Origin of the sequence: Muricoccus harenae (assembly GCF_009848505.1) — a bacterium.
Taxonomy (GTDB): Bacteria; Pseudomonadota; Alphaproteobacteria; order Acetobacterales; family Acetobacteraceae; genus Roseomonas; species Roseomonas harenae.
Map to the genome: position 1 here is coordinate 1 of NZ_WWDL01000022.1, position 24,629 is coordinate 24,629.

The window sequence follows — 24,629 nt, forward strand, 5'->3', positions numbered from 1 at the left end:
CATCTAAGCGGGAAACCAGCCTCAAGACGAGGTCTCCCCAAGGGCCGTGATAGACCATCACGTTGATAGGCCGCAGGTGGAAGTCCGGTAACGGACGTAGCTGAGCGGTCCTAATCGCCCGATCGAACTCACACTTCCCACCGCATGAGGGATAAAACCCTCACCGCACGCAGCACCAACACGCACTCCCCACTCACACCAACACACCAAACCATCACCCCACCCCCCATCCGTCACATCTGTTCCGGTCCGGTGGCCTGGTGCCTATTGCGAGGCTGCCACACCCGATCCCATCCCGAACTCGGCCGTGAAACGCCTCCGCGCCCATGGTACTGTGTCTTAAGGCACGGGAGAGTCGGTCGGCGCCAGGCCACCAGACCGGATCAGATGATACTCCCGACGGACCCATAACACCCACGCGGGGTGGAGCAGCCCGGTAGCTCGTCAGGCTCATAACCTGAAGGTCACAGGTTCAAATCCTGTCCCCGCATCCAAACATCACCCCGATCCGGAAGGATGCGGGGCTTTTTTGCGTCCGCATCCCACCAGCCCATCACCCGGCGGGCGCCTGCCGAACCCGGCGACGGAAGGGGTTCCGAATCTTGATCTTGCGGCCTGCAAGAACGCGCTTCGGCGGCCGCTTCGCCAGCTTCGCGCCCTCCGGCCCACGGTGAAGGTGCAGCGTGCGCTCGTGAAAGGCATCCAGCCCTGGCCGATGCCCAATTGAGATCAGGGCGCTGTCGGGCAGGTTGTCCAGCACGAGCCGCATCATGGTGTCCTGGTTCTCCTCATCCAACGCGGCTGTTGCCTCGTCCATGAAAATCCAGCGCGGCTTCTGGATCAACAGCCGCGCGAAGGCGAGGCGTTGCTGCTCGCCCAGGGACAGCACCTGATCCCAGCGCGCATCCTCCTCCAGCTTCTCCCGCAGATGCGCCAGCCCGACCTGCTCCAGCGCCGCCGTTCCAGCTTCGTCCGACACCGTCTCCGGCGCGTGGGGATAGGAGAGCGCGCCGCGTAGCGTGCCGAGCGGCAGATAGGGCCGCTGCGGCATGAACATCGTTGCCTCGCGTGGCGGCATGTGAATCTCGCCACTGCCCCAGGGCCAGATGCCCGCGAAGGCGCGGAACAGCGTACTCTTGCCCGTGCCGGACTCGCCCTTCACCAACACGCGCTCGCCGGCGCGGATTTCTGCCGTCGCCTCCGCGATCACGACCGAGCCATTCGAGAAGGCCACCTGCACGTCGCGGAAGGCTACCTTCTCCTCTTCGCCGGGGGCCTGCTCAATGCGCACGATGGTGGGCTGGTCAGGCTCCTCGACCATGGATTCAATCACACGCAGCGATTCACGGAAGCTCAGCAGGCGTTCAACACTGGACCGCCATTCGGCAAGCCGCGGGAAGTTGTCCACGAACCAGTTCAGCGAAGCCTGCACCTGCCCGAAGGCGGAGCCGATCTGCATCAGCCCGCCCAGAGTGATAGCTCCCGAGAAATAGGAAGGCGCGGCCACCACGGTCGGGAAGACCGAGGTCAGCATCCCATAGGCGCTGGTCAGCCACATGAGCTTGCGCTGGCTCCGCATCAGGTCGCGCACTGCTGTGGCCACGCTGGTGAACAGGTTCTGCAACCCGCGCCGCTCATCGGTCTCTCCGCCGATCAGCGCGATCCCCTCGCTGCTCTCGCGCGCCCGCACCAGGCCGAAGCGGAAATCCGCCTCCTTTGCCGTGCGCCAGAAGTTCAGCGCCACCATCGGCTTGCCGACGAGATAAGTCAGGCCCGAGCCGATGAGCGCATAGATCAATGCCGCCCAGACCATGTAGCCCGGGATAGCGATTGCATGGCCGCTGATGGTCAGGTTCAGCGCACCAGAAATCGTCCAGAGAATGCCGACGAAGGCAATGAGCATCACGGCCGAGTTGAAGATGCCCGTCGCGAAATCCACAGCCAGGTCCACGGCCAGCCGTGCATCCTCGGCGATGCGCTGGTCCGGATTATCAGACTCCCCCGTGCGCTCGAGCTGATAGTGGCGCGCATTGGTCATCCACAGGCTTAGCAGCCGCTGCGTCAGCCATTCACGCCAGCGTAGCTGCACCAGCTGCTTGACGTAGAGCTGATAAACCGCCGTCACCATGGACGAGCCCGCCAGCCCCAGGAACAGCACCATCTGCCAGAGGAAGGCGTCGCGGTCGCGATTCTCCAGCGCGTTGAAGAAATCCCGGTTCCACAGGTTGAACCGGATCTGGATCAGCACCTGCAGCAGCGTCAGCGCCAACAGGCCCAAGCCGAGCCATTTTGCCCGGCGCTCACGCAGGAAGAATCCCCCCGCCAAGCGAAGGAAGGCCCTCAACGCACCGGTCTGGATCTGGACCTGGGCCCCCGTTGTTTCACTCACGCAGTGTCTCGCTTGTCTTGGGTCACATCGCCATCCGCATCACTGCGGACGTACCAATGGGGCGGGGAGGGGCCCCAGCTTGTCAGGCGTTTCGCCGATCCTGTCGGCATCCAGCGCCTTGCCGCGACCCTCCACCGTTGCGCCACGCCCCGCTGCGGCGATGGAGCGCCCGGTGTTCAGCCGGTCCCCCAGCGCCGCCGCGATGTCGACCGGCAAACGGATCACCACGCCTTCGTCCAGGATGGCGCCAAGCACGTCGCCTTGCGGCGTGTAGAGTGGGGAACGGATGGTGCCGGAAACCTCCAACCGCTCATCCGCCGCGCGGAATTCCGAGAAGGACCAAGCGGGACGGTCGACGAAGCGCGGCGGTGCGCTGCTGTCCTTTGCCCAGGCCAGCAGCGTGATTGCAGGCACGCGGCGCGCCCGGATGCCATAGACGATGATGGAGCGCCCGGGCTCCACCGCCGCCATGATCTCGTCCGCCACATGCTCGGGAAAGATCACCTGCGGCCCTTCGCGGAACAGCAGGCGGTCCGTCTTACCCTCCGGTGTCAGGAGGTAGCGGTCCACCACCCCCGTGAAGGACGGCAGCTGGGTCGGGTCAAACCACAGCCGGGTGCTCTGGCTCTCCTGCCCCCGAACAGGAACCGGCCCCGCGATGAGCATCGCGAGGCCGGCCACCAGCGCCGTGCGGCGTTGCATGGATCCCTCAGATCCAGCCCTGGCCCGCCACCAGGGAGATCAGGAAAAGCACGAGGAAAATCACGAACAGGATCTTGGCGATCCCGCTGGCCGCGGAGGAAACGCCGCCGAAGCCGAGCACGCCCGCGACCAAGGCAATGATAAGGAAAATAACGGTCCAGTAGAGCATGTGCGGTTCCTTCAAGGCCGATGCGGCTTGTGAACGTCGCATCCCAGAGCCGGTTGCCGGTCGGCAACGGGCCCGTTGCAGCGGCGCTACACCATGCGTTCTGAACCGCTGTCCTGGACTGCCTGACCGGAGTTCTGCGTGTCATGCGAGGCGGCCCAGTCCTGCAGCTGCTTCTCGGCCTCGTCCGGTCCCAGGCCGTAGCGCTCACGGATTCGCTCCAGCAGCAGGTCACGCCGGCCGCCGGCCTGGCTGATGTCCTCCTCAGTCAGCTTCCCCCAGTACTTGCGGACCTTATCGCCCATCTGGCTCCAGTCGCCAGCAAGTCGATCCCAATCCATCGAATCCTCCATGCTGCCCGTCGCGATGCGGGCTCCGTGGAGGGAAACGGGCGTCCGGCCCGGCCAGTTGCCCATCCGGCCTCGCGGATGGGCAGGGCGCCGGGCGGAAGAGGCGGCGGATCAGTCCAGCCGAAGCCCGCCCGACACCGCCTGATAGGTCGCGATGGCCAGGGCCACCGGCTCGAAGGGCTTGCTGATGATGAAGGCGGGCTCCAGCTGCTCTGCGGTCAGCAGGCGTTCCGGATAGGCGGTGACGAAGATCACGGGAGTGTCCTGCTCCTGCAGGATGCGCTGCACCGCGGAAATGCCGTCGCCGCCCGGGCCGAGATTCACATCCGCCAGGATCAGCCCGGGCTTCAGCTCTCGGGCCATGGACACCGCCTCCGCCTCGCCGCTGGCGATCCCCACCACGTTATGGCCGCAGCTCTCGACCAGCTGGCGGATGTCCATGGCGATGATCGGCTCGTCCTCGATCACCATGATGTCGGTCGCAGCCACCGCGAGCAGTGCGCCACGCGCCGATTCCAGCAGCCGGTGCGCCTCGCCCACGCCCATGCCGACGGCCAGGGCGGCATCCGTCAGGGACAGATCCTCCAGCGCCGTCAGCAGGAGAAGCTGCCGCTGCTTCGCGGTGATATGTTCGCCGGGGCTGTCGGGCACGAGCCGGCTGACCCCTGAGAAGAGGGCGATCGGGCCTGGCACCTCCGGCGGCAGGCCGGCGCGCAGCGCCTTCGCCACTAGCGCATCGCCACGCGCCTGGCTCCCCGTCAGGGCGCGGGCGTAGCGCCGCGCGAAGGGCAGGGTGCGAAGCAACTCCCCCTGCGTGACAGCACTCATCCGTGATAGTCCTCCAACATCCTGCCGGGCCGCCAACATGGCAGAGCCGAACAGGCTTCCACATGTGGCCGCCGCGCGCCGCGTCGAGTGCGGAGCGCGGTCCTCGCTTCAGCCGGGTATATGACGATCGACCACCAGGATTTCCGCCCGGCGCTGATACGCCTCCTACCCGATCTGCGGGCTTTCGCCCGCTTCCTGTCCCGCGATCCGGCCGCAGCCGACGATCTGGTGCAAGACACATTGTTGCGTGCGCTGCGCAACGAGGAGCAGTGGCAGCCGGGGACCAGCCTCAAGGCCTGGACCTTCTCCATCCTGCGGAACGCATGGTTCGAGAACCGCCGCCGGGCCGCGGCCCAGAAGCGCGCGCTAGATCGTGTGACGGTGGAGGAGGGAATGCCTGCCGGGCAGGAGCACCGCATGGAGATGATGGGCTTAGCCCGCGCCATGAGCCACCTGCCGCGCGACCAGCAGGAGGCGCTGGTTCTGGTGGGTGCCCTTGGCTTCTCCAGCGAGGATGCGGCGCGTGTCGCGGGCGTGCAGGTGGGTACGCTCAAGACCCGGGTCTCCCGAGCCCGTCGCGCGCTGGCCAGTCGCTACGATGCCAGCGGTCAACCTGATGCCCCGGATGCGCCTTCCGCGAAGTGAATCCGGGCATGGCGTTTTCGTGATCCGGAAGGCGGTAACCGAATTCGGGGGCGGTGCATTGGTCCGGTGAAGATCGAGCAGAGGGGATTTACCGATGACCCAGACCGTTGCCGCCCGTCCGACCCATACCGTCGCGGATTTCCACAAGCTGCTCGTGACCACGCTGCCGAGGCTCCGCGTGCAGGCCCTGGCGCTGACCCGCAACCGCGCCGACGCGGATGACCTGGTCCAGGCCGCCGTCACCTCTGCCCTCGCCGCAAAGGACAGCTTCACCCCGGGGACCAATTTCGGCGCCTGGATGTTCCGCATCCTCCGCAACCGCTTCATCTCCGACGTCCGCCGCAAGCGCGAGACGACCGATATCGACGATGTGCCGAGCAGCGCCTTTGCCCGCCCGGGCGCCCAGGAGGACAGCCTGGTGATGCGCGAGCTGCGCGGCCATCTTTCCCGCCTGCCGGCCGAGCAGCGCACCGCGCTGGTTATGGTGACGGTCCAGGGCATGTCCTACGAGGAGGTTGCCGCGGCCATGGATTGCGCCGTGGGCACCGCCAAGTGCCGCGTTTTCCGCGCCCGCCAGACCCTGCAGCGCTGGCTCACCGGCGAGGAGCGCGGCGTCGATGCGCCGGTCGTCGCTCGGAAGACCTCTTCCCCTCGCGCCCCGCGCCGTCATACTGCGACGGATGAAGCTGGGATGGGGCATGCGACCCCTGTCTGAGGATGGACGAGAGTCACTCGAGGAAGAAAGCGGCGCCGGTGGCAAAAACGGTGCAGGGCACGGTGAACGGGCGCGGCTCAGCCGCGCCCGATGCCGCTTTTGACCTCTGGCTCCAGCGGGGCCTGCACCAGATGTTCGATGATGTCATGCGCGAGCCAATTCCCGAGGAGCTCCTGCGCCTGATCGAGCAGGATCGCGAGCAGGGCTGACGGCGGGTGCCGGACGATCCATCGACGTCCGGCGCCGCCATGCGCGACGACCTGCAAACCCCTTCGCACGCCGGCGCCGGGCGGCTGAGACTCCGAATCGCCTCGATCCTCGGGGGTATTCGGGGCCGGATGATCGTGTTGCTGATGGTGGCCGGCATTCCGGTGGTCGCCATCGCCGTCAATAACGCTCTCCAGGACTACCACGCCGCCCTCGACGAAGGCCGGAGAGGGGCCGAGTCGTTCCGTTCGCTCATGGCCGTGCGCTACGGCGCTGCGCTCGGGGCTTCCGAGACCCTACTCTCTGCCGTCGCCCGGCAGGATCCGCTGGCCCGGCAGGATCCGCTGGAGCGTGGCGGGCTGGCCGGCTGTTCCACTGCCCTGCGCCGCGTCATCGACCTGCATCCTGGCGAGATTGCTGAATTGGCACTTGTCGCTCCGGGCCAGCCACCTCTCTGTGGCGGCCTTCCGGAAGGCTTTGAACCAGAGCCCCTTGTGCGGGAAGCGTTGAGTGGCGGCGCGCCCGCCTATGGCGCCTTCTTGCCCGGTGGCGGAGGGAGATCGCCCGTGCTCCCGGTGGCCGTGCCCGGCACCGGCTCAACCTGGGCACTGATCGGCTTCCTTGTGCTACGCGAATATCCGACCCTTCCGGGGAGTCGGCCGGTCGAGGGCAACTTCGTTTGGCTGGTCGACCGGAACGGCCGCGTGCTCGCGCCCGGCCGGGTCACAACGCCGGAACTACCGCCCTCCGTTGTCGAAAGCCTCGGCGAATCCGAGCGTGCCATCATGGCGTCTGAGCGGGGCGACGAGATGGCCTATGCCAGCGCCCGCTTGAATCCGGGCCTCCGCCTGATCGTCGGCCATCCCATCTCCCCCGCCAGGGCTGCCGCGCGCGCAGTCCTGATCCAGCGCATGACGGAACTGGCCACATTCCTCATCGCCTGCCTCGCCGCCATCGTTGTGGGGGCGGACCTGGCCATGGTGCGGCCGCTGCGGCTGCTGTCGGTGCGCGTGCGTGGCTGGCGGCCGGGCAATGTGTTCCGCGTCAGCCCCGCCGGCACGGAGCCGCGGGAGGTTCGCGCGGTGGAACTGGCCTTCAGCGAGGCTGCCGCCGCCCTGGCCCGGCGCGAGGCCGATCTGCGCGCCGCGCTCGAACAGCGCGATGCGCTGATGGGCGAGATCCATCATCGGGTGAAGAATAACCTGCAGATCGTCTCCTCGCTGCTCAATCTCCAGGCCAGCCGCATCGGCGACCCGGCCGCCGCCGAGGAATTCCTCTCGGCGCGCAACCGCGTCCGGGCGCTGGCGACGCTGCACCGGCACCTCTACGTGCAGCACTCCTTCGAGACGGTCTCGCTACTGCCCTTCCTGACGGAGCTGGCGAACCAGCAATTCGCCTCCCACAACGAGGCGCCGGGCGAGCGGCTGGCGCTGAAGCTGGACGTCGCCGACATCACCATCTCGACCGACCAGGCCGTCTCCCTCTCGCTGCTGGTGACCGAAGCCGTTGGGAATGCCGTCGAGCACGCCTTCCCCGATGAGGCGCGTGGCGCCGTCCGACTCAGCCTCGTCGAAGAGAATGGCGAGGTGACGCTGGTCATCGAGGATGACGGGATCGGCCTGCCGGACCGCGGAGCGCGCCCACGCGGCCTCGGCCTTCAGTTGATGGAGGGCTTCGCCAAGCAACTCGGCGGCCAGCTGACCGGCGGGCGGCTAGAGCCAGGGGAGGGGGGACGGACCGGCACGCGTTGGGTCGTGCGCTTCCCCGTCCGGGAGAATCCGGCACCGCGCGCCATGGCGCGCTGAGGGCGCTCCGTCAGTTCCCAATGCCGAAGATCAGTTCGGCACGGCTGCGAGCTGCAACTCGCCGGAGTCAAAGGCCGCAAGGAGCAAATCCGCTCCCTCCACCACCGAGTTGAACTGCATGTAGGCGACCGGACCGGCGATCAGGCCTGCCAGGAGCACCATCATCGCGATCCGCTGGATCCTCATCGCCGTTTCTTCCCTGGCCTGCTGGCCATGCCTTCGAATTGCGGTGTCACAGGAACGCGGCGCCTCGCCCACAGGTTGCGGCATCGCAAAGGCGGCGCGTCACCATCCTCGCAACCGCCCACCCGGGGCCGCGTTGCGGATGGGACCGAGACGTGTCGAAGGAGAGACCAGACATGGCTGCGAACACCGAGGCGGGCAAAACCGTCGATGAGGCTGCCACTGCCGTCAACGACGCTGCCAGCAACGTCACCGAGCAGATCGCCGCCCTGAAGAAGCAGGTCGAGGACCTGTATGCCGACCGCCAGAAGTACATGTCCCAGGCGGTGGACGCTGCCGAGGGCTATGCGGCCCGCGCCGCCGATACCGCCCAGGTGCAGTACGAGGCAGTGGCCGACCGCGTGCGGGAGCGCCCGGCGCAGTCGATCCTGATCGCCGCGGCGGCCGGATACATCCTCGCCCGCATCCTGGGCCGCTGAGAGGAGCGCGGGGCATGCTGCGGACCTTCAGCCTGGTCGGAATGGCGGCGCAGGCCGAAGGCCGCCGCCTGAAGGCGAAAGCCAATGCCGCCGCGACGCGGGCCGCCTTCTACGCGGCCGCCGGCCTCATGGGCGTGGCGGCCTTCGTCATGCTCCATGTGTTGGGCTGGTACGCCGCGCGGAACAGCTTCGGGCCGATCACCTCGGCACTGATCGTATTGGTGGCGGATCTGGTGCTGGCAGGCGTCTTCGTCTTCCTCGCTTCGCGCAACACCACGGCGCGGGAGGAGATAGAGGCGCAGGCCGTCCGCAACGTGGCGCTGACCGGGGCCGCGCAATCGGCTGTCAGCGGCTTCACCACGCAGGCGGCGCCGCTGATGGCGCTGGGCGGCATCGCCATCGCGGCGCTCTGGCCGAAGCTGCGGGGTGGCCGTCGCATGTAACGCGAAGCGCTGCCAAGGCGGATCAGGGCACCTCCTGGCGGGGTGCCCTTTTCGCATTTGCCTGCTGTCATCGATCTGTCAAAAATATGAAATACGAGAGTCGCTGGATCGGCCTAGAAGGCGCGCGTCGGGCCCCAGGCCTGACCGAAACTTCGGAGACGATCCGGTGATCCAACGTCGACTTGCCCTTGCCGCCCTTGCCGCGCTGCCTTTCGTGGCTTCCCCAGCCCTTTCCCAGCCCGCCACGATCACGGGCGCTGGCGCGTCCTTCCCCAACCCAGTCTATCAGCGCTGGGGCGAGGGGGCTAAGGCGGCCGGCCTTCAGCTCAACTACCAGTCGGTCGGCTCAGGGGCGGGCATCAACCAGATCCGCAACCGCACGGTCGATTTCGGCGCCTCCGACGCGCCGCTCAATGCGCAGCAGCTTACCGAAGCCAAGCTGCTTCAGTTCCCGACGGTCATGGGCGCGGTGGTTCCCATCGTGAACATCCCGGGCGTTGCCCCCGACCAGCTGCGCCTGACCGGCGAGCTGCTCGCTGATATTTACATGGGTAAGATCAGCAAGTGGAACGATCCCCGGATCGTTGAGCTGAATAACGGCGTGACCCTGCCGAACCTGGCAATCGCCCCGGTCTACCGCGCCGACTCCTCGGGCACGAGCTTCGTCTTCACCTCCTATCTCTCCGCCGTTTCGTCGGAGTGGAAGCAGCGTGTGGGCGCCGGCACCTCGGTGCGCTGGGGCACGGGCGCGGGCGCCCGTGGCAATGAGGGCGTGGCGGGCACGGTCCGCAACACCCGCGGCGGCCTGGGCTACGTCGAGAACGCCTATGCCTCCCAGAACAAGCTCGCCACCGCGCAGCTTCGCAACAAGGCTGGCCAGTTCGTGCGCCCGACCATGGAGTCCTTCCAGGCCGCGGCTTCCAGCGCCGACTGGAGCACGCCCGGCTTTGCCGCCAGCCTGATCGACCAGCAGGGTGCCACCTCCTGGCCGATCGTCTCCCCCACCTTCGTGCTGGTGCCGAACGACCCGCAGGATGCGGCCCGTGCCACCGCCGTGTTCCGCTTCTTCGACTGGGCCTACACCAACGGCGGCGCCGCGGCGCGCGAGTTGGAGTACATTCCCCTGCCGGAGACCGTGCAGACCGCGGTCCGCGCCACCTGGGGCCAGGTGCAGGTGGACGGCAAGCCGGTCTGGCCGGCGCGCTGAAGCCGAACCGCCCGGCGGCAACGGCCGCCGGGCGACCCTGAACCGAGAGAGGCCGCGTGTCCCATTCCGCCGTCGCCGAAGGCGTCCACGTTGCCCCACCACGTCCCGTTACGCGGCGCGGCGGCGGCACGGGGGACGCGGTCTTCGCTCTGCTCTGCCGTGCCTCCGCCATGCTGGTGCTGGTGCTGCTCGGTGCCATCATCATCGAGCTGCTACTCGGCGGGCTGCCGGCCTTCCGGGCCTTCGGTGCAGCCTTCCTGACCTCGACCGAATGGGATCCGGTGCAGGATGTCTACGGCGCCGGTGTCTCGATCTACGGCACCATCCTCACCGCGGTCCTGGCTCTGCTGATGGCTGTGCCCCTGGCCTTCGGCATCGCCTTTTTCCTGACGGAGCTGGCCCCCGACTGGATGCGCGGCCCTGTCGGCACCGCGATCGAGCTGCTGGCGGCGGTGCCCTCCATCATCTTCGGCATGTGGGGCTTCTTCGTCATTGTCCCGATGATGGCCACCACCATCCAGCCTGCCATCATCGACACACTAGGCGAGCTGCCTGTCATCGGGGACCTTTTCCAGGGCCCGCCCTTCGGCACCGGGCTGTTCACCGCCGCGCTGATCCTCGCGATCATGGTTCTGCCCTTCATCGCGGCCACGATGCGGGACGTGTTCCTGCAGGTGCCGGGCGTTTTCAAGGAAAGTGCCTACGGCCTCGGCGCCACGCGGTGGGAGGTGATGCGGCGCGTGGTGCTGCCCTATACCCGCGTCTCCGTCGTCGGCGGCATCATGCTCGGCCTCGGCCGCGCGCTGGGCGAGACCATGGCCGTCACCTTCGTCATCGGCAACGCCAACCGCATCACCGCCTCGGTCTTCGGGCCGGGCAACACCATCGCCTCCATTGTCGCGCTGGAATTCGGGGAGAGCGCGGCGGGCAGCCTCAAGCTCTCCTCCCTTCTCGCCCTGGGCTTTCTCCTCTTCGTCATCTCCTTCGTGGTCCTAGCGCTGTCGCGCTGGCTGCTGCGCTCGCGGCTGAAGGGCTGAAGCCGATGTCCGCCACCACCGCCTCAACCCCGGTTCCCGGTCGCGCGAAGGATCCTCGCGCCTCCGCAGCCCTCGGCCGCCGCCGCGCGCGGACGGATGCGGTCATCCGCTTCCTCTGTATGGTCGCCACCATCCTTGGCCTGCTCTTCCTCGTCTCCATCCTGGCGACGCTTCTGGTGAAGGGTGCAGGGGGCATCTCGCTTCGCGTCTTCACCGAAGTGACGCGGCCCCCCGGCTCGGAGGGCGGCTTGCTGAACGCAATTATCGGCAGCCTGATCCAGGTATCCCTGGCAACGTTGCTGGGTACACCCATTGGGTTGCTCGTCGGCACCTATCTCGCGGAATATGCGGGCAATTCGCACTTCGGAAATGTGGTGCGCTTCGTCTCGGACGTGCTGCTCTCTGCGCCGTCGATCCTGATCGGACTCTTCGTCTACCAGCTGCTGGTCTTGCCCTTCGGTGGCTTCTCCGGCTGGGCGGGGGTGGTGGCGCTGGCCATCATCGTCATCCCCGTGGTGGTCCGCACCACCGAGGACATGCTGCGCCTGATTCCGAACACGCTGCGCGAGGCGGTGATCGGCCTCGGTGCCCCTAAGTGGAAGATGATCGTGCTGGTCTGCTGGCGCGCCGCGGTCTCCGGCATCATCACCGGCGTGCTGCTCGCCGTGGCCCGGGTGGCGGGCGAGACGGCGCCGCTGCTCTTCACCTCGCTCGGCAACCTCAACTGGTCGGTGGACCTGGCGCGGCCGATGTCGAGCCTGCCCATTACCATCTACTCCTACGCCGGCTCGCCCTACGAGGACTGGATCACCCTCGCCTGGACCGGGGCGCTGGTCATCACGCTGGGCGTTCTCGGGCTGAACATTCTGGCGCGCGCCGTGCTGCGCGCGCGTCGATAGGGGAGGCCGCGATGGCCGACGATACCGGAACGGATACCGCCATGCATGCCGGCACCGCGGCTTCGCGGGCAGCCGCAGATGCCCCGCGCGAGGGCTCCGGCTCCTTCGGCGGCATGGCGGCGCGCTCCACCGCCAGCATGAATCCGGCGCGGATCGCCATCCGCGGCCTCGATTTCTACTACGGTGAGAACAAGGCGCTGAAGGGCATCACGCTCGACCTGCCGGACCGGCAGGTCACGGGCATGATCGGCCCCTCCGGCTGCGGCAAGTCCACGCTGCTGCGCGTGCTGAACCGCATGTACAGCCTCTATCCCGGCCAGCGCGCCGAGGGCGAGGTGATGCTGGACGGCCAGAACATCATCGACCCCGAGCTGGACCTGAACGGGCTGCGCGCCAAGGTCGGCATGGTCTTCCAGAAGCCCACTCCATTTCCGATGACGATCCACGAGAACATCGCCTTCGGCATCCGCCTGCACGAGCGCCTGGGGCGCGCGGAGATGGAGGAACGGGTGGAATGGGCGCTGACACGCGCCGCTCTTTGGCCGGAAGTGAAGGACCGGCTGCACAGCTCGGCCATGGGCCTGTCAGGCGGCCAGCAGCAGCGGCTCTGCATCGCGCGCAGCATTGCAGTGCGTCCGGACGTGATCCTGTTCGACGAACCGACCAGCGCGCTTGATCCCATCAGCACCCTCAAGATCGAGGAGCTGATCGATGAGTTGAAGCAGGACTTCACCATCGCGATCGTGACACACAACATGCAGCAGGCTGCCCGCTGCGCTGACCAGGTGGCCTTCTTCTATCTGGGCGAACTGGTGGAGGTGGCCCCGGCCGCCGATCTCTTCACCGCCCCGCGGCAGAAGCGCACCCAGGAATACATCACCGGCCGCTTCGGCTGAGTCGGGGGAAAGAACAGATGGACCGCCCAACGGATCGCCCGACGGATCGCATCGTGAAGTCCTATGAAGAGGAGCTGCGGCGGCTCCGCGAATTGATCGCCCGCATGGGCGGCCTGGCCGAGCGGCAGGTGGCGGATTCCGCCTATGCGCTCGTCCGCCGCGATGCCGAGCTCGCGGGGGAGGTGGTGGGCCGCGACAAGCCAATCGACGCGCTGGAGCGCGAGGTGGAGACCTTCTGCGTGCGGCTGCTCGCGCTGCGCCAGCCCATGGCGAGCGACCTGCGCTTCATCATCGCGGCGCTGAAGATCAGCCAGGATATCGAGCGCATCGGCGACTACGCCCGCAACGTTGCCAAGCGCGCGATCATCATCGCCGGCCAGCCCTTCCTTGGTGGCGTCAATGGCTTCCAGTGGATGGCGCAGCTGGTGCAGCGCAACCTGAAGGACAGCATCGACGCCTTCGTGCGCGACGATGCGGAACTGGCCGAGCGCGTCTGGGCCGCGGACGCCCCGGTGGATGACATCTACACCGGCATCTTCCGCGAGATGCTGACCCATATGATGGAAGATCCGCGCAACATCACCGCGGCCACCCATATGCTGTTCATCGCGAAGAACTTCGAGCGCATTGGCGACCACGCGACGAATATTGCCGAGACTGTGCATTACGCCGTGCGCGGCGCCGTGCTGCCGGAGGACCGGCCCAAGGCCGATGTCTCCGCTGACAGCCCGCCGCCGATATCTTCCGTCGGAACGCCCCTTGCATGAGAGCCATATCGCTTCCCGAAAGCCAGCGCCCCACCATCCTGGTGGTGGAGGACGAGGCCCCGCTGCTCACTCTCCTGCGCTACAACCTGGAGAAGCAGGGCTTCCGGGTCGAGGAAGCGTCGGATGGTCCGGAGGCGCTGATGCGCGTCTCCGAGACCAAGCCCGACCTGATGTTGCTGGACTGGATGCTGCCGGCCATGTCCGGCCTTGAGGTCTGCCGCCAGTTGCGCCGCCGCCCCGAGACGCGGGACCTGCCCATCATCATGGTCACCGCGCGCACTGAGGAGGCGGATGCCGTCCGCGCGCTCGACACCGGGGCGGATGACCACATCGGCAAGCCCTTCACCATCGAGGCGTTGCTGGCCCGCATCCGCGCCGTGATGCGCCGGTCGAGCGGCCCTTCCAACAAGGGCGCGCTGTCCTGGCAGGACATCGTGATGGACCAGGATGCGCATCGCGTGACGCGCCGCGGCCGCCCCCTGCATCTCGGCCCCACCGAATACCGGCTGCTGGAATTCTTCCTCCAGCATCCCGGCCGGGTCTTCTCGCGCGAGCAGCTTCTGGATGCCGTCTGGGGCCGTGACATCCATGTGGAGCTGCGCACGGTGGATGTGCACATCCGCCGTCTCCGCAAGGCGGTGAACGGCGATGGCGACACGGATGTGATCCGCACGGTCCGCAGCGCCGGCTATTCGCTCGACCTGGAGGGATAGCTCCCTCAGTCGAAGTGAATGCGCAACTCCGTGCGGCCGTTCGCATGGCGCTGGGTGAAGCCGCTGCCGCGCCGTGTTGCCAGCCACATGGCGAAGGCCTCCTGCGCTGCCAGCGGCCCGTCCAGGTCGGCGGCGTCGGGCCGTGCGGCGGGGGTCTGGACCGGCGGGCCGTCATACTGGACCGCCAAGGTCACCTGGTCGTCGTCGAAGCGCGCCTGCACGCGCATTTCCGGCACGTCCCGCCCGGTCAACACCTCGCCCATTTCCATCAGCGCATGGGAGACCTTCTCCATCGTCTCCCAGCGCGCGCCCCATGCGCCGCCCAGCGCCTGGATGCGATCCTCCACCGCCTGGGTCAGACCCGGCCCGGCCTCGAGCGTGAAGCCAGCCTGCTGCGCGACCAGGGGGCGGGTGAGCAGGTTCACTACCAGGGCCACGGCTGTCCCCAGGGTCACCGGACTGGCCAGGGCGCGCGGCAGCATGGAGCCGAACAGCTCCGGCGCGATGGCCGCGCCCAGCCCCGCGGCCAGTCCGAGCCCGACGACGAAGGTGCGCCGCGAATCCAACATCCGCGCGGTGATGAGGCGGCAGCCGGCCGCCATCATGAAGCAGCACACATAGCCGAGCATCGCAGCCTGCACCGGCGCCGGCACCAGGATGAAGAGGGTGACGAGCTTCGGCGAGCAGGCCAGCAGCAGCAGCACCGCGCAGCCGATCAGCACCACCCGCCGCGCGAGGGTGCGCGTCGCGATCGACAGCCCCACGCAGGCAGAGGAGGAGGAGGTGGCCATCGCCCCGGCCAGCCCCGCGACGGTCATGGCCAGGAACTCGCCCAGCAGCCCGCGCCGGATCGGCGGCACGTCGGGCCGCGTCCAGGCGCCATCCGCCGCGCGCTGGAAGGCGACCAGATCCCCCAGCATCGAGGCCGCGGTGGCCAGCGCCGCCAGCAGGAAGGCTGGAAGCAGCGCCAGGTCGATCACCCAAAGATCGGGTGGGCGCGGCATGGGAAGGGCAAACCAGGGTGCCGCCTCCAGCATTGCCCGCCAGTCCGCCGGTCCCAGCCCGAGGAGCAAGGCGACGAGGGTGCCTAGCGCGGCGCCGACCAGCACCCCGAAGCGTGCCACCCCGCCGCGCAGCAGGGAGACAAGGATCATCGCCGCCAACGTGCCGAGGGCGAGTTCCATGCCCAGGGTCTGCGCGCCTGCCTGCCATTCCGCCGGATGCGCGGCGCCGAGTGCCCGTGGCAGCAGGCTGGCGCCGATGAGGAAGACGACGACACCAGCCACCTCCGTTGGCATCAGCGCGGCCAGGCGCGGCAGCAGCAGGACGAAGGCCATGGCGGCCAACCCCGTCAGCGCCAGCAGGCCCGTGGCTCCTTGCAGCCCCACCAGCGGCACCGCCGTAAGGAAGGGCGCGACGAAGACCGGGGCCGGGATGAAGCAGATCGCGTAGCCCGAGCCGAAGGGGCCGCGCCGGGCCTGCTGGATCAGCCCTGCGAAACCGAGCGCCGCGAGGCTGAGGCAGAGAAAGGCCGTGGCCTCGCCTGGCGAGGCACCCGCCGCCGTGGCGACGAGGCCCGGCAGCAGGAAGTAGATCGACTGAATCCCGAGTTGCTGGAGGTAGAGGGGTACTGCCTCACGCGCGGGTGGCGCGTCGTCGAGGTCATAGGTGATGCCGGCAGGGCGCTGACGGCGTCTGTCCCGGTTGCGTTCCAGCGAATCAAACAGACCTTTCACCCTGACCCGATGCTCCTCCATAAACAGTCAAGCCTGCTCAGCCGCGGTGCAAGCGCCGGTTGTGGCGCTGGGTGGTATGACCTGTCCTCACCCGAGGCCTCGCCGTGCCACACGCAATCGACTTGGCCGATGTTCCAATGCCCCCTGGCTCATCCTATCCTCGATGGATCGAGAGGGGAGGTCCGGTTGGACGCCACGGTGCTGCGCCATGAGATGCCGCCCGAGGTGGATGCGCTGCCGGCGCTGCTCGACCGTCTGGAGGCTTTTGCCGAAACGGCCGAGCTGTCGCCGCGTGCAGCCCAGCACCTCGCCCTCGTGGCGGAGGAACTGGCCGCCAATGTCGCCATGCACGCCGGTGGGGCCAGCCTGCTGCGCGTCGAGGCCCGGCGGGAGGGCGATTCGCTCCATCTGCTCATCGAGGATGACGGCCCCGAATTCGACCCGCTCTCCGCCGCCGCACCCGATTTGGAGGCGGGGGTGGAGGAGCGCGACATCGGAGGCCTGGGCGTGCATTTCGTCCGTCGCCTGACGCGCGAGGCCCATTACGAGCGGCGGGAGGGGCTGAACCGCCTGACGGCCCTGCTGGACGTGGGCTGAGGCCGGCGGCAAAGATCAACGGGGCCTCGGGCCCGGAGGAACTGGAGACATCATGCAGATCGTCGAGCACCGGGAAGGCGCGACCACCATCGCCGCCCTGGAAGGCCGCCTGGACACCGCCACGGCCGCGGCCACGGAGGAGAAGCTCATCGCGCTGCTCGATCAGGGCGGTGTCGTCGCGGATATGACGGGGGTGCGCTACGTATCCTCCGCCGGGCTGCGCGTGCTGCTGAAGACGGCCAAGCAGGCCCGCACCCGCAATGTTGGCTTCTCCGTCTGCGGGCTCCAGCCGGCTGTGCGCGAGGTCTTCGAGATCTCCGGCTTCGACAAGATCATTCCCTCGCACGGCTCGCGCGCCGAGGCCCTGGCCGCCGGCTGACCGCGCCGGACGGGGCCGGCCCGTGCCCGCCACGCGCCGCGCCCCGCGCCCTGCCGCTCCGGATCCCGCCGCCTTCGCGGTGGCGGAAGCCGGGCTGGCGGCGCTGGCTGGGCTGGCTCCATCGGACGTGCTGCGGCGGCGGCTGGAACGGGCTGCCCCGCTCGCCGGTGCGATCGATTCGCCGCCCGACCTCGCCTCCCCGGGATGGGCCGCGCTGCTGGATGCGGTGACGGTCCAGGAAACGCGGCTCTTCCGCGCCGCGCCGCAGCTTCTGGCGCTGACGGCGCTTCTTCCTGCGCTTCCCGGCGGCCCGCTGCGCCTTCTCTCGGCCGGCTGCGCTTCGGGGGAGGAAGCGTGGAGCCTCGCCATTCTCGCCGCTGCCCAGGGAATCGAGGCGGAGGTGCTGGGGCTGGATCTCTGCCGCCCCGCCTTGGCCCTGGCCGAGGCCGCGCGCTACCCCGCCGGCCCTCCGGATGCCCTACGCGAGGTGCCGGGCGCATTCCTGCCCTGGTTCACCCGGGACGCCGGCTGGGTGTTGCCGCGGGCTGATGGCCTGACACGCCCCGTCTTCCGCCGCACCAACCTGCTCGACCTGCCGGAGGAAACCGGCCGCTTCGGCGCTATCCTCTGTCGCAATGTCCTGATCTACCTCCTGCCTGCGGCGCGGGATGCGGTGCTGCGCGGGCTGGTGGCACGGCTTCTGCCTGGTGGCGCCCTGCTTCTCGGCCCGACCGACATGCCTGGCCCCGGCCTACCGCTGCGCGCCGAACCTGGCACCCATGCCATCTGGCGTCGGCTGTGAGCGCGGCGGCCGGAATCATCGCGGGCGGCACTGTTCACCGCCTGCCGGAGGGCGCCTCCGTCACCGCCTCGCCGGTGCTGCGGCCGCTGCCGGGCGGGGCAGGGCGGCTTTGCATCGGGCTGCTCGGCACCGGTGTGCTTCCGGCCTGGGTGCTGCCCGGCGCCGCGCATCCGGCGCGGGCCTGGGCGCTGGTGCCCGGCCCCGAGGGAGCGGTGTTGCTCGGCGGCGATTCCCTCATCGACTCGCCGCCGGCGGATGCCGCGCCGGTGCCGCCGCCGCCTTTTCCGCCGCCCCGGCTGCGCCTGGCGCATCGCGCGGAGGCCGAGACGCAAGCGGAGGGTGCCGTCCAAGCCGCGCGGGGCGGCTTCCGCCTGCGCCTTTCCCGCGGTGTGCTCGACATTCCCTTCGCGGCCCTGGCACGGCTGATGCCCATGCCGCCGCTGCATCCCGTGCCCGATCCGCCCGCCGGCGTGCGCGGCATGGCATGGACCGAAGCCGGGCCCGTGCTGGTGCTGGATCCTGCGCTGGTGGAGGGGGAGGGGGACGACGCGCCTCTGCTCGCCATCCTCCTGTCGGAGGGCCGGCAGATCGGCCTGCCCTGCCATGGCGCCGCGCCGGTCGCGGAGGCCCCTCCGCTACCGCCTGCCCTGGCCATTCCTGCACTGCTGGCCGCCGCCCCCTTCGCCCGGCCGCCCGTCGCGGCGGCGGCGGTGCCGACTCGCGCCCTTCTCCTCGCCCTGGCCGCTGGCGCCCGCTTCGCCCTGCCGCTGGAGGAAGTGGCGGCGGTCCTGCCGCCCCAGGCGCCGCGCAACCATGGGAACGGGCAAGCGGCGCTTGCCGGGATCATCGCGCATCGGGGCGATGTCCTGCCCGTCCTCGATGCCGGGCTGCGGCTGGGACGGACGGCCGTGCTGGCAGGCTCCGGCGCCGTGCCGATGTTGCGCCTGCAGGGCGCCCGGCCGGTGGCGCTCGCCGTCACCTCGGTGCTCGGGCTGCGGGCGGTTCCGGAAGCCGATCTCGTACCGGTAGCGGGTGGTGGCCTGGTGGCCGCGATCCTGCGCCTGGATGGCGCGGCCCTGCCGGTCTGCCGCGCCCATGTCCTGGCCGCATCGCTCGGAACCCATGCGCCGTGATCCGCGCCATGGTGGTGGATGATTCCGGCTTCATGCGGATGGCGTTGCGGCGGATCATCGAGGCCGATGGCGACCTGCGCGTGGTGGGCGAGGCGAGCGACGGCGCCACGGCGATCGAGCTGGCCGGGCGGCTGCACCCGGACATCGTGACCATGGACCTGGAGATGCCCGGCCTGGACGGGCTCGCCGCCACGCGCGGCATGGCGGCCCTGCCTGATCCGCCCGCCGTGGTCATGGTGAGCCATCACACGCGGGACGGTTCGGAAAATGCCCTGGCGGCGCTGGCGGCCGGGGCGGCGGACGTGCTGTGGAAGGGCTCCTCCATCGGCGGGCTGGACCTGGCGCAGATCGACCGGGAGTTGCGTGGAAGGCTGCGCCACTGGGCCCGGCAGCGTACCGGCCAGGCGCGGCCGAGGCCCGTCGCGCTGCCGCAGGCTCCGGCCTTCGCGCCACCAGCGGGGAAGGGCTGCGACGTGGTGGTCGTCGCCGCCTCCACCGGCGGGCCGGATGCGCTGGCGACGCTGCTCGCGGCGGCCGGCCCGCTGCCGGTGCCCTGCGTGGTGGCGCAGCACATGCCGGCCGATCTCGGCCCGGATTTCGTCCGCCATCTCGGCCGCCGCAGTGGCGCGCAGGTCGTGCTCGCCGAGCATGGCATGGAGTTGCGCGCAGGGGTCGTGACGGTGATTCCCGGCAACACGGACGGCCATGTCGCACGCGGCGGCGCGTCGGGCGGGCTGGTGATGCGCCTCGGCCGCGGGGAGGGGGTGGTGCACCCTTCGGCGGACATGCTCTTCCGCTCGGCCGCTCTGGTGGCGCAACGTGCCCTTGGAATCGTCCTCAGCGGCATGGGGCGGGACGGCGCGGCGGGGGCTGCCGCGCTGCGGGAAAGGGGCATGGCCGTGCTGGCGCAATCGCCGGAGAGCTGCGTAGTGGCCGGGATGCCCGGCGCCGTGATCGAGGCGGGGCTGGTGGCCGAGACGGCCGATCCCGCCGGGCTCGGCGCGCGGCTGCGCGTGCTGGCGGTGCCGCGCGCGGCGGGCCGCGGCTGGGGTGCGGCATGAGCGGTGCGCCGCTCGACCCCGAGCTGCTGGCGCTCCTGCTCCCCGAATGGGAGGCGGCGGCAGAGCGGCTTGCAGCCGCCACGGAGGAACGCGAGCAGCGCCGCGCACTCGATACGCTGCGCGGCATGGCCGGAGGTGCCGGGATCGAGTCCCTGCAATCCGCTCTGCGCGCCTTCGATCCTCTGCCCGAGCCCTTCGACGCGGCTTCCGCCGCTGCCGCGCTCGCCGCCCATGCTCGCACCGTGGTCGCCGCCGGCCATGACCTGCCCTTCGAACCGGCCGAGCCTGCGGGGGCGGCTCCGCCGGACCGCGCGCCGATCCGCACCCTGGTGGTGGATGACAGCGCCATGATGCGGCGCCTGGTGCGGGAAAGCCTGTCCTCCGATCCGGTCTTCGCTGTGGTCGCCGAAGCCGCCGACGGCCGCGAGGCTCTGGCGCGCATGGCCGAGGAGGAGCCCGATCTCATCCTTCTCGATATCGAGATGCCGGTTCTCGACGGGCTCGGCGTACTGCGGGAATGGGCGCTGCGCGGCACGGGCGCCGTGGTTGTCGTGTCCTCCGCCGCCGTGCCCGGTGGTGAGGTAGCCACTGAGGCGCGCCGGCTCGGCGCGAGCGCCGTGGTCGGCAAGCCCTCCGGCGCCTTCAGCCCGGACCTTGGCGAACGCCAGGGCGAGGCCATCCGCCGCGCCGCCCGCCGCGCCGCCGGGCTTCCGCCTAAGAGCAGGGTGGAGGGCCCATGATCGAGGATGCCGCCCTCTGGGAGGGCTTTGCCGCCGAGAGCGAGGAGCATCTCGACGCCATCGAACGGCTGCTCTCCGCCCCCGTGCAGGGGGAGGGGGTGAACACCCTGTTCCGTGCCTTCCACAGCCTGAAGGGCATGGCCTCGGTGCTCGGTGCGGCCGGCATGCGGGACCTGGCGCATGGCTGCGAGGACCTGCTCGGCCTCGCCCGCGCCGGCAAGCTGGCGGTGACGGGCCGGGTGGCGGATGGGCTGACGGCGGCGGTGGATGCGCTGCGCGGGTTGCGCGCGCGGGTGCTGGAAGCGCATCGGGACATGCCGGCCGACCCGGCGCTGCTCCGCCGGATCGCCGGGCTGGCGACCCTGGGCGACAGCCCGCCTGATGCCACGCCGGCGGCCGAGGCGGTCCTGCCTGCCTCCTCCGGCGCCGATCCCCTGCTGGGCGCCTTCGCCTCCCGCTGCGCCGCCGCCGCACCGGCTCTCGCGGCGCTTTCGGCCGGGCGCGACGAGGCCTCGCTCGCCGAGGCCGCCGATCTCGCCGCCGCCGCCCGGGTGATACGCCTGCCAGGCCTTGCCACTGCCTTGGAAAGGCTGGGTGAGGCGGCCGGCGGGGCGGGCGCGCTGCCCGCCCTGGGCCATCTGCGCCGCCGCCTCGCCCTGCTCGCCGCGCGGGCAGGCGAGGCAGCCGGGGCGGAGGCCATCCCTCAGGCGGCGCGCGGCGCGGTGGATCTTGCGGCGCTCTCCGCCGGGGCCGCCGCCCTGGCCGACCCACCCGGCGGCCATGGTGCCTTGGCCTCCGCCGCGCGCGACGCCGCCGCCGCCGCCTGTGCCCTGGGCCAGGATTCACTGGAACGCGCCTTGCTGGCCCTCGAGGACCTAGCGGATCGCGCCGCCGATCCCGACGCCGCCGCCCTGCTCGGCGCCCGCGGGCCGGTGCTGGCAGAGGCCATCCGCCATGCCGAGGGTGGCGGTGGTCCGCTCTCTGCCGCCTCGGCCAGCGCCGATTCCCGCATCCCCGCCGGCTTCCTGCCCCTGTTGAGCGAGACCGCGCGGCAGCGTGCCGCCATCGCCCTCGATTCCGGCGGGCGCCTCTATGTTGCCCGCTTGGCGATGGGCCAGGGCGAAGCGCTGGAAGGCGCCATTGCCGATGCGCTGCGGCCCGAGGCGGAGATCCTCGGCAGCCGTACCCTTCCCGGCGCCAGCCCGCCCCTGCTGGAATTGCTGCTGGCCAGCGCGGCGGAGCTGGAGGCGCTGTCCCGCGCTGCCACGGCGGCAGATCCCTCGCGCCGCGTCCTTCTCTCCCTCTCCGCCGCCGAGGAGGAGGCCTCCCATGCCCCCGCCACCGCCGGCGGCGCCACGATGCGCGTGCGGCAGGAGACGATCGACGGGCTGATCTCCCTCGAATCCGAGGTCCGCGCCGCTTCCCTCGCCCTGTCGGAAGCGCTGCGGGAGAGCACGCCGCGCAGCGCCATCGCACGGCTTTCCGTCATCGCCGGGAAGCTGGACGGCGCCACCGGGCGGGAGCTGACGGAGCTGGCGGACCATCTGCGCGGCTTCGAGGATGCGCTGGAGGAGGCCGAGAGCCGCCTGTCCTTCTCGCTCCGCCGGCTGGACGAGGCGGTGATGGAATTGCGCGTCGTCCCGGTCGGCACCCTCTTCGCCCGGCTGCCCCGCGTGGCGCGTGCCGTGGCCGAGCCGGCGGGCAAGGAGGTGGAGGTCGCGCTGGAGGGCCAGGAGGTCGCGATCGACCGCTCGCTGGTGGAGTTGCTAGCCGATCCGCTGCTGCACTTGGTGCGCAATGCCGTGGATCACGGCATCGAGTCACCCGCCGAGCGCCAGGCCGCGGGCAAGCCCGGCCGCGCGCTGCTGCGCATCTCCGCCGCCCGGCGCGCGGGGCAGATCCGGGTGCGTGTCTCGGATGACGGCCGCGGCATCCATCACGACCGTGTCCTGGCCCGCGCGCTGGAGCGCGGGCTGGTGACGGCGGAGGAAGCGCCGGACCTATCCGCTGCGCAGATTGAGGCGCTGCTCTTCCGCCCCGGCTTCTCCACCGCGACCACCGTCACCGCCACCTCCGGCCGCGGCGTCGGGCTGGATGTGGTGCAGGATGCCGCACGGCGGGCCGGCGGCACGCTGGAGGTGGCCAGCACCCCCGGTCGCGGCACCAGCTTCACCCTGCGCCTGCCGCTGACCGCCTCGACCCAGACCGTGCTGCTGGTGGAGGTGGGGGGCCACCCCTACGCCATCCCTGCGGCCCGGGTGGAGGCGGTGCTGGAAGGCGCGGGCGATGGGCGCGTGGTGCTGCCGCTAGCCCAGTTGCTCGGCCTGCCCGATGCCGCCCATGGCGCGGTGGTGGTGACTCGCGCCGCTGCCGGCCTGCTGGCGCTGGGGGTGGACCGGGTGCAGCGCCGCGCCGATATCCTGCTGCGGCCCCTGCATCCGGCGATCGCCCGGCTGCCGGGCGTGGGCGGCGTCGGCGTGCTGGGGAATGGCGAGCCGGTGCTGCTGCTGGAACCGGACGGGCTGGGCAGCGAGGGCTGATCCGCCTCCGCCGTCACCCGCCGTGCATTACTCGGGCGCGGCGGAGGCGAGGGAGGCGAGCAGGGCCTCCAGCTCCCGCAGATTTCCTGTTCCTGTCTTCTCCAGCACCGCCCGCACCTGGGCGCGGACGGTCGAGAGCGTCCGGTCGCGCCGCTCCGCCAGCACCTCGGCCCGCGTGCCGCCGGCCAGGCCCACCGCCACTTCGGCCTCCGCGAGGGTGAGGCCGAAGAGTTCCTGTAGCAGCGAGGGCGCCGGCATCGCGCGGTTCAGCGGGCGCAGGATGATCAGGGCCAGACCCGGCGCCCGCCCGGGCGCCGTCCCGTCTCCAGCGTGGGGGAGGCCGGCGGGAAGCGGGGAGATGAAGAGTGCGGTTGAGAGCCGCTGTCCTTTCGGTCCCGGCCGCAGCCGGATGGCCCCTCCGGGCGCCCCGTTCAGTGCGACGGAGCGGACCAGCAGCAGCAACCGCGTCATCTCGCCCGAATGGCCCAGCCGCAGCCTGATGGGCGCGCCCGGCCGGGGACCGCCCTTTGCCAGGCGGATCCCGGTGTCCGGGCCGCAGAGCGGTATGGCCGCGGCATTCGCGTAGCGGAGCGTGAGCTCCGAGTCGACGACGAGCGCCGCCACCGGCAGCGCATCGAGCATGCGGGCGGGAAGTGCGGCATCGGCGGCGCGGAGCTGCTCGCGGAGCTGCAGCGCACGCTGCAGATGGGGGCCGGCGGATTGCAGGACGGCCAGCGCCTGTGCGTCGAAGGCATCCTTGCCCGTCGGGCGCTGGAGGGCGAACTGGAAGTAGCTGTCCCCGCCCAGCCGCCCGACCGCGCCGATGACCCATTCCACCCCGGCGCCGCGCCCGAAATCGTTGTAGAACTCGGTTCGCCGGTATTCGTCCTGCGGAATGATGCTTTCGCCGCGCGCGATATGGAGCGGCGTGCCCTCGGCCAGCCGCTCCGGCCGCAGCCGCCGGATCCACGGATCCATCTGGTGGTAATGCGCTGCATAGGCCGCGATGACCACGGGATCGAAGGTGTTGCCGTGGAGCGACTCCAGGCCACCTTCCGGCCGGCCCAGGACGAATAGGCTTGAACTGGCCGCGCCCACCGCCTGCTGGAGCGTGCGGATGACGTCTTCCCATGGCGTCTCGCCAGCTGCCGCGGCATAGATCCGATCGATGATCGCCAGGGCGGAATCCATCAGGTCTCCATCCGGACTG

27 protein-coding genes, 1 tRNA gene and 2 rRNA genes are annotated in these 24,629 nt (G+C 70.0%); 22 read left to right on the forward strand and 8 right to left on the reverse strand.

Annotation, left to right across the window (positions count from 1 at the left end; translation table 11 throughout):
- From GSE44_RS15870 to GSE44_RS15880, 3 genes are all read left to right on the forward strand, one after another.
- A 23S ribosomal RNA gene (locus tag GSE44_RS15870) occupies window positions 1–135 on the forward strand; the annotation flags it as partial.
- A 121-nt stretch (window positions 136–256) separates the two neighbouring features.
- Window positions 257–371 (forward strand): 5S ribosomal RNA (gene rrf / locus GSE44_RS15875).
- Window positions 372–417: 46 nt separating this feature from the next.
- Window positions 418–494: transfer RNA gene (locus GSE44_RS15880), tRNA-Met, on the forward strand.
- 59 nt (window positions 495–553) lie between these two features.
- Here GSE44_RS15880 and GSE44_RS15885 read toward each other — a convergent pair.
- The 5 genes from GSE44_RS15885 to GSE44_RS15905 form a co-directional block, all read right to left on the reverse strand.
- Window positions 554–2,389 (reverse strand): ABC transporter ATP-binding protein/permease, encoded by a 1,836-nt coding sequence (locus GSE44_RS15885; protein WP_159349813.1) that lies wholly within the window; start codon window positions 2,387–2,389, stop codon window positions 554–556.
- A 39-nt stretch (window positions 2,390–2,428) separates the two neighbouring features.
- On the reverse strand, window positions 2,429–3,091 hold the full coding sequence (locus tag GSE44_RS15890; RefSeq protein ID WP_159349814.1) for a hypothetical protein: 663 nt from the start codon (window positions 3,089–3,091) through the stop codon (window positions 2,429–2,431).
- A 7-nt stretch (window positions 3,092–3,098) separates the two neighbouring features.
- Window positions 3,099–3,260, reverse strand: a complete 162-nt coding sequence (locus GSE44_RS15895) for a DUF1328 domain-containing protein (RefSeq protein ID WP_159349815.1) — start codon at window positions 3,258–3,260, stop codon at window positions 3,099–3,101.
- 86 nt (window positions 3,261–3,346) lie between these two features.
- Window positions 3,347–3,598, reverse strand: a complete 252-nt coding sequence (locus GSE44_RS15900; protein WP_159349816.1) for a CsbD family protein — start codon at window positions 3,596–3,598, stop codon at window positions 3,347–3,349.
- Between the two features lie 120 nt (window positions 3,599–3,718).
- Window positions 3,719–4,435 carry a response regulator gene (locus GSE44_RS15905; RefSeq protein WP_159349817.1) on the reverse strand — a complete coding sequence of 239 codons (717 nt, stop codon included), beginning with the start codon at window positions 4,433–4,435 and terminating at the stop codon, window positions 3,719–3,721.
- Between the two features lie 120 nt (window positions 4,436–4,555).
- Here GSE44_RS15905 and GSE44_RS15910 point away from each other — a divergent pair, with 120 nt between their 5' ends.
- From GSE44_RS15910 to GSE44_RS15925, 4 genes are all read left to right on the forward strand, one after another.
- Window positions 4,556–5,080: a sigma-70 family RNA polymerase sigma factor gene (locus tag GSE44_RS15910; protein ID WP_159349818.1), complete on the forward strand. Its 525-nt coding sequence runs from the start codon at window positions 4,556–4,558 to the stop codon at window positions 5,078–5,080.
- Between the two features lie 94 nt (window positions 5,081–5,174).
- Window positions 5,175–5,795: a sigma-70 family RNA polymerase sigma factor gene (locus tag GSE44_RS15915; RefSeq protein WP_235924872.1), complete on the forward strand. Its 621-nt coding sequence runs from the start codon at window positions 5,175–5,177 to the stop codon at window positions 5,793–5,795.
- Between the two features lie 38 nt (window positions 5,796–5,833).
- Window positions 5,834–6,004 (forward strand): NepR family anti-sigma factor, encoded by a 171-nt coding sequence (locus GSE44_RS15920; RefSeq protein ID WP_235924873.1) that lies wholly within the window; start codon window positions 5,834–5,836, stop codon window positions 6,002–6,004.
- A gap of 39 nt (window positions 6,005–6,043) precedes the next feature.
- Complete coding sequence (locus GSE44_RS15925) at window positions 6,044–7,807, forward strand: sensor histidine kinase (RefSeq protein WP_159349820.1); 1,764 nt, start codon at window positions 6,044–6,046, stop codon at window positions 7,805–7,807.
- A 30-nt stretch (window positions 7,808–7,837) separates the two neighbouring features.
- Here GSE44_RS15925 and GSE44_RS15930 read toward each other — a convergent pair whose 3' ends face one another.
- The gene (locus tag GSE44_RS15930; RefSeq protein ID WP_159349821.1) at window positions 7,838–7,993 is read right to left on the reverse strand and encodes a hypothetical protein; all 156 of its coding nucleotides are present in this window, start codon (window positions 7,991–7,993) and stop codon (window positions 7,838–7,840) included.
- A gap of 173 nt (window positions 7,994–8,166) precedes the next feature.
- On the opposite strand from GSE44_RS15930, the gene GSE44_RS15935 reads away from it, so the two are divergent.
- The 8 genes from GSE44_RS15935 to phoB all read left to right on the forward strand — a co-directional run bounded on the left by GSE44_RS15935 (window position 8,167) and on the right by phoB (window position 14,431).
- Window positions 8,167–8,469 carry a hypothetical protein gene (locus tag GSE44_RS15935; RefSeq protein WP_159349822.1) on the forward strand — a complete coding sequence of 101 codons (303 nt, stop codon included), beginning with the start codon at window positions 8,167–8,169 and terminating at the stop codon, window positions 8,467–8,469.
- A gap of 14 nt (window positions 8,470–8,483) precedes the next feature.
- Window positions 8,484–8,912, forward strand: coding sequence for a hypothetical protein (locus GSE44_RS15940; RefSeq protein WP_159349823.1), 429 nt, complete (start codon window positions 8,484–8,486; stop codon window positions 8,910–8,912).
- A gap of 166 nt (window positions 8,913–9,078) precedes the next feature.
- On the forward strand, window positions 9,079–10,119 hold the full coding sequence (pstS, locus tag GSE44_RS15945) for a phosphate ABC transporter substrate-binding protein PstS (RefSeq protein ID WP_159349824.1): 1,041 nt from the start codon (window positions 9,079–9,081) through the stop codon (window positions 10,117–10,119).
- Window positions 10,120–10,175: 56 nt separating this feature from the next.
- Entirely contained in the window at window positions 10,176–11,156 is a 981-nt protein-coding gene (pstC, locus tag GSE44_RS15950) for a phosphate ABC transporter permease subunit PstC (protein ID WP_159349825.1), read from the forward strand.
- 5 nt (window positions 11,157–11,161) lie between these two features.
- On the forward strand, window positions 11,162–12,055 hold the full coding sequence (pstA, locus tag GSE44_RS15955; RefSeq protein ID WP_159349826.1) for a phosphate ABC transporter permease PstA: 894 nt from the start codon (window positions 11,162–11,164) through the stop codon (window positions 12,053–12,055).
- 113 nt (window positions 12,056–12,168) lie between these two features.
- Window positions 12,169–12,951 carry a phosphate ABC transporter ATP-binding protein PstB gene (gene pstB / locus GSE44_RS15960; RefSeq protein ID WP_159349904.1) on the forward strand — a complete coding sequence of 261 codons (783 nt, stop codon included), beginning with the start codon at window positions 12,169–12,171 and terminating at the stop codon, window positions 12,949–12,951.
- Between the two features lie 17 nt (window positions 12,952–12,968).
- The gene (gene phoU / locus GSE44_RS15965; protein ID WP_159349827.1) at window positions 12,969–13,718 is read left to right on the forward strand and encodes a phosphate signaling complex protein PhoU; all 750 of its coding nucleotides are present in this window, start codon (window positions 12,969–12,971) and stop codon (window positions 13,716–13,718) included.
- A complete protein-coding gene (phoB, locus tag GSE44_RS15970; RefSeq protein ID WP_159349828.1) occupies window positions 13,715–14,431 on the forward strand; it encodes a phosphate regulon transcriptional regulator PhoB in 717 nt (238 codons plus the stop codon). The genes phoU and phoB overlap by 4 nt, the downstream gene beginning before the upstream one ends.
- A gap of 5 nt (window positions 14,432–14,436) precedes the next feature.
- On the opposite strand, the gene GSE44_RS15975 is transcribed toward phoB, so the two are convergent.
- Window positions 14,437–16,167: a solute carrier family 23 protein gene (locus GSE44_RS15975; RefSeq protein WP_159349829.1), complete on the reverse strand. Its 1,731-nt coding sequence runs from the start codon at window positions 16,165–16,167 to the stop codon at window positions 14,437–14,439.
- A 186-nt stretch (window positions 16,168–16,353) separates the two neighbouring features.
- Here GSE44_RS15975 and GSE44_RS15980 point away from each other — a divergent pair, with 186 nt between their 5' ends.
- The 7 genes from GSE44_RS15980 to GSE44_RS16010 are packed head-to-tail and all read left to right on the forward strand — an operon-like array spanning window position 16,354 to window position 23,419.
- Window positions 16,354–16,764, forward strand: coding sequence for an ATP-binding protein (locus GSE44_RS15980; protein WP_159349830.1), 411 nt, complete (start codon window positions 16,354–16,356; stop codon window positions 16,762–16,764).
- A gap of 52 nt (window positions 16,765–16,816) precedes the next feature.
- Entirely contained in the window at window positions 16,817–17,143 is a 327-nt protein-coding gene (locus GSE44_RS15985) for an STAS domain-containing protein (protein WP_159349831.1), read from the forward strand.
- Between the two features lie 22 nt (window positions 17,144–17,165).
- Window positions 17,166–17,945: a CheR family methyltransferase gene (locus tag GSE44_RS15990; protein ID WP_159349832.1), complete on the forward strand. Its 780-nt coding sequence runs from the start codon at window positions 17,166–17,168 to the stop codon at window positions 17,943–17,945.
- Window positions 17,942–19,078, forward strand: a complete 1,137-nt coding sequence (locus GSE44_RS15995; protein ID WP_159349833.1) for a chemotaxis protein CheW — start codon at window positions 17,942–17,944, stop codon at window positions 19,076–19,078. Before GSE44_RS15990 ends, GSE44_RS15995 begins: the two co-directional genes overlap by 4 nt.
- The gene (locus GSE44_RS16000; RefSeq protein ID WP_159349834.1) at window positions 19,075–20,139 is read left to right on the forward strand and encodes a chemotaxis protein CheB; all 1,065 of its coding nucleotides are present in this window, start codon (window positions 19,075–19,077) and stop codon (window positions 20,137–20,139) included. Before GSE44_RS15995 ends, GSE44_RS16000 begins: the two co-directional genes overlap by 4 nt.
- Window positions 20,136–20,879 carry a response regulator gene (locus GSE44_RS16005; protein ID WP_159349835.1) on the forward strand — a complete coding sequence of 248 codons (744 nt, stop codon included), beginning with the start codon at window positions 20,136–20,138 and terminating at the stop codon, window positions 20,877–20,879. Before GSE44_RS16000 ends, GSE44_RS16005 begins: the two co-directional genes overlap by 4 nt.
- Window positions 20,876–23,419, forward strand: a complete 2,544-nt coding sequence (locus tag GSE44_RS16010; RefSeq protein ID WP_159349836.1) for an ATP-binding protein — start codon at window positions 20,876–20,878, stop codon at window positions 23,417–23,419. The genes GSE44_RS16005 and GSE44_RS16010 overlap by 4 nt, the downstream gene beginning before the upstream one ends.
- A 27-nt stretch (window positions 23,420–23,446) precedes the next feature.
- Here GSE44_RS16010 and GSE44_RS16015 read toward each other — a convergent pair whose 3' ends face one another.
- On the reverse strand, window positions 23,447–24,610 hold the full coding sequence (locus GSE44_RS16015) for a helix-turn-helix transcriptional regulator (protein WP_159349837.1): 1,164 nt from the start codon (window positions 24,608–24,610) through the stop codon (window positions 23,447–23,449).
- Between the last annotated feature and the right edge of the window lie 19 nt (window positions 24,611–24,629).

Bases quoted from the DNA above. Each gene is read 5' to 3' on its own strand.
- GSE44_RS15890 (WP_159349814.1), bottom strand. From the start codon at position 3,091: ATGCAACGCCGCACGGCGCTGGTGGCCGGCCTCGCGATGCTCATCGCG.
- GSE44_RS15895 (WP_159349815.1), bottom strand. From the start codon at position 3,260: ATGCTCTACTGGACCGTTATTTTCCTTATCATTGCCTTGGTCGCGGGC.
- GSE44_RS15900 (WP_159349816.1), bottom strand. From the start codon at position 3,598: ATGGATTGGGATCGACTTGCTGGCGACTGGAGCCAGATGGGCGATAAG.
- GSE44_RS15905 (WP_159349817.1), bottom strand. From the start codon at position 4,435: ATGAGTGCTGTCACGCAGGGGGAGTTGCTTCGCACCCTGCCCTTCGCG.
- GSE44_RS15910 (WP_159349818.1), top strand. From the start codon at position 4,556: ATGACGATCGACCACCAGGATTTCCGCCCGGCGCTGATACGCCTCCTA.
- GSE44_RS15915 (WP_235924872.1), top strand. From the start codon at position 5,175: ATGACCCAGACCGTTGCCGCCCGTCCGACCCATACCGTCGCGGATTTC.
- GSE44_RS15925 (WP_159349820.1), top strand. From the start codon at position 6,044: ATGCGCGACGACCTGCAAACCCCTTCGCACGCCGGCGCCGGGCGGCTG.
- GSE44_RS15930 (WP_159349821.1), bottom strand. From the start codon at position 7,993: ATGAGGATCCAGCGGATCGCGATGATGGTGCTCCTGGCAGGCCTGATC.
- GSE44_RS15935 (WP_159349822.1), top strand. From the start codon at position 8,167: ATGGCTGCGAACACCGAGGCGGGCAAAACCGTCGATGAGGCTGCCACT.
- GSE44_RS15940 (WP_159349823.1), top strand. From the start codon at position 8,484: ATGCTGCGGACCTTCAGCCTGGTCGGAATGGCGGCGCAGGCCGAAGGC.
- pstA (WP_159349826.1), top strand. From the start codon at position 11,162: ATGTCCGCCACCACCGCCTCAACCCCGGTTCCCGGTCGCGCGAAGGAT.
- pstB (WP_159349904.1), top strand. From the start codon at position 12,169: ATGGCGGCGCGCTCCACCGCCAGCATGAATCCGGCGCGGATCGCCATC.
- phoU (WP_159349827.1), top strand. From the start codon at position 12,969: ATGGACCGCCCAACGGATCGCCCGACGGATCGCATCGTGAAGTCCTAT.
- phoB (WP_159349828.1), top strand. From the start codon at position 13,715: ATGAGAGCCATATCGCTTCCCGAAAGCCAGCGCCCCACCATCCTGGTG.
- GSE44_RS15985 (WP_159349831.1), top strand. From the start codon at position 16,817: ATGCAGATCGTCGAGCACCGGGAAGGCGCGACCACCATCGCCGCCCTG.
- GSE44_RS16005 (WP_159349835.1), top strand. From the start codon at position 20,136: ATGAGCGGTGCGCCGCTCGACCCCGAGCTGCTGGCGCTCCTGCTCCCC.
- GSE44_RS16010 (WP_159349836.1), top strand. From the start codon at position 20,876: ATGATCGAGGATGCCGCCCTCTGGGAGGGCTTTGCCGCCGAGAGCGAG.
- GSE44_RS16015 (WP_159349837.1), bottom strand. From the start codon at position 24,610: ATGGATTCCGCCCTGGCGATCATCGATCGGATCTATGCCGCGGCAGCT.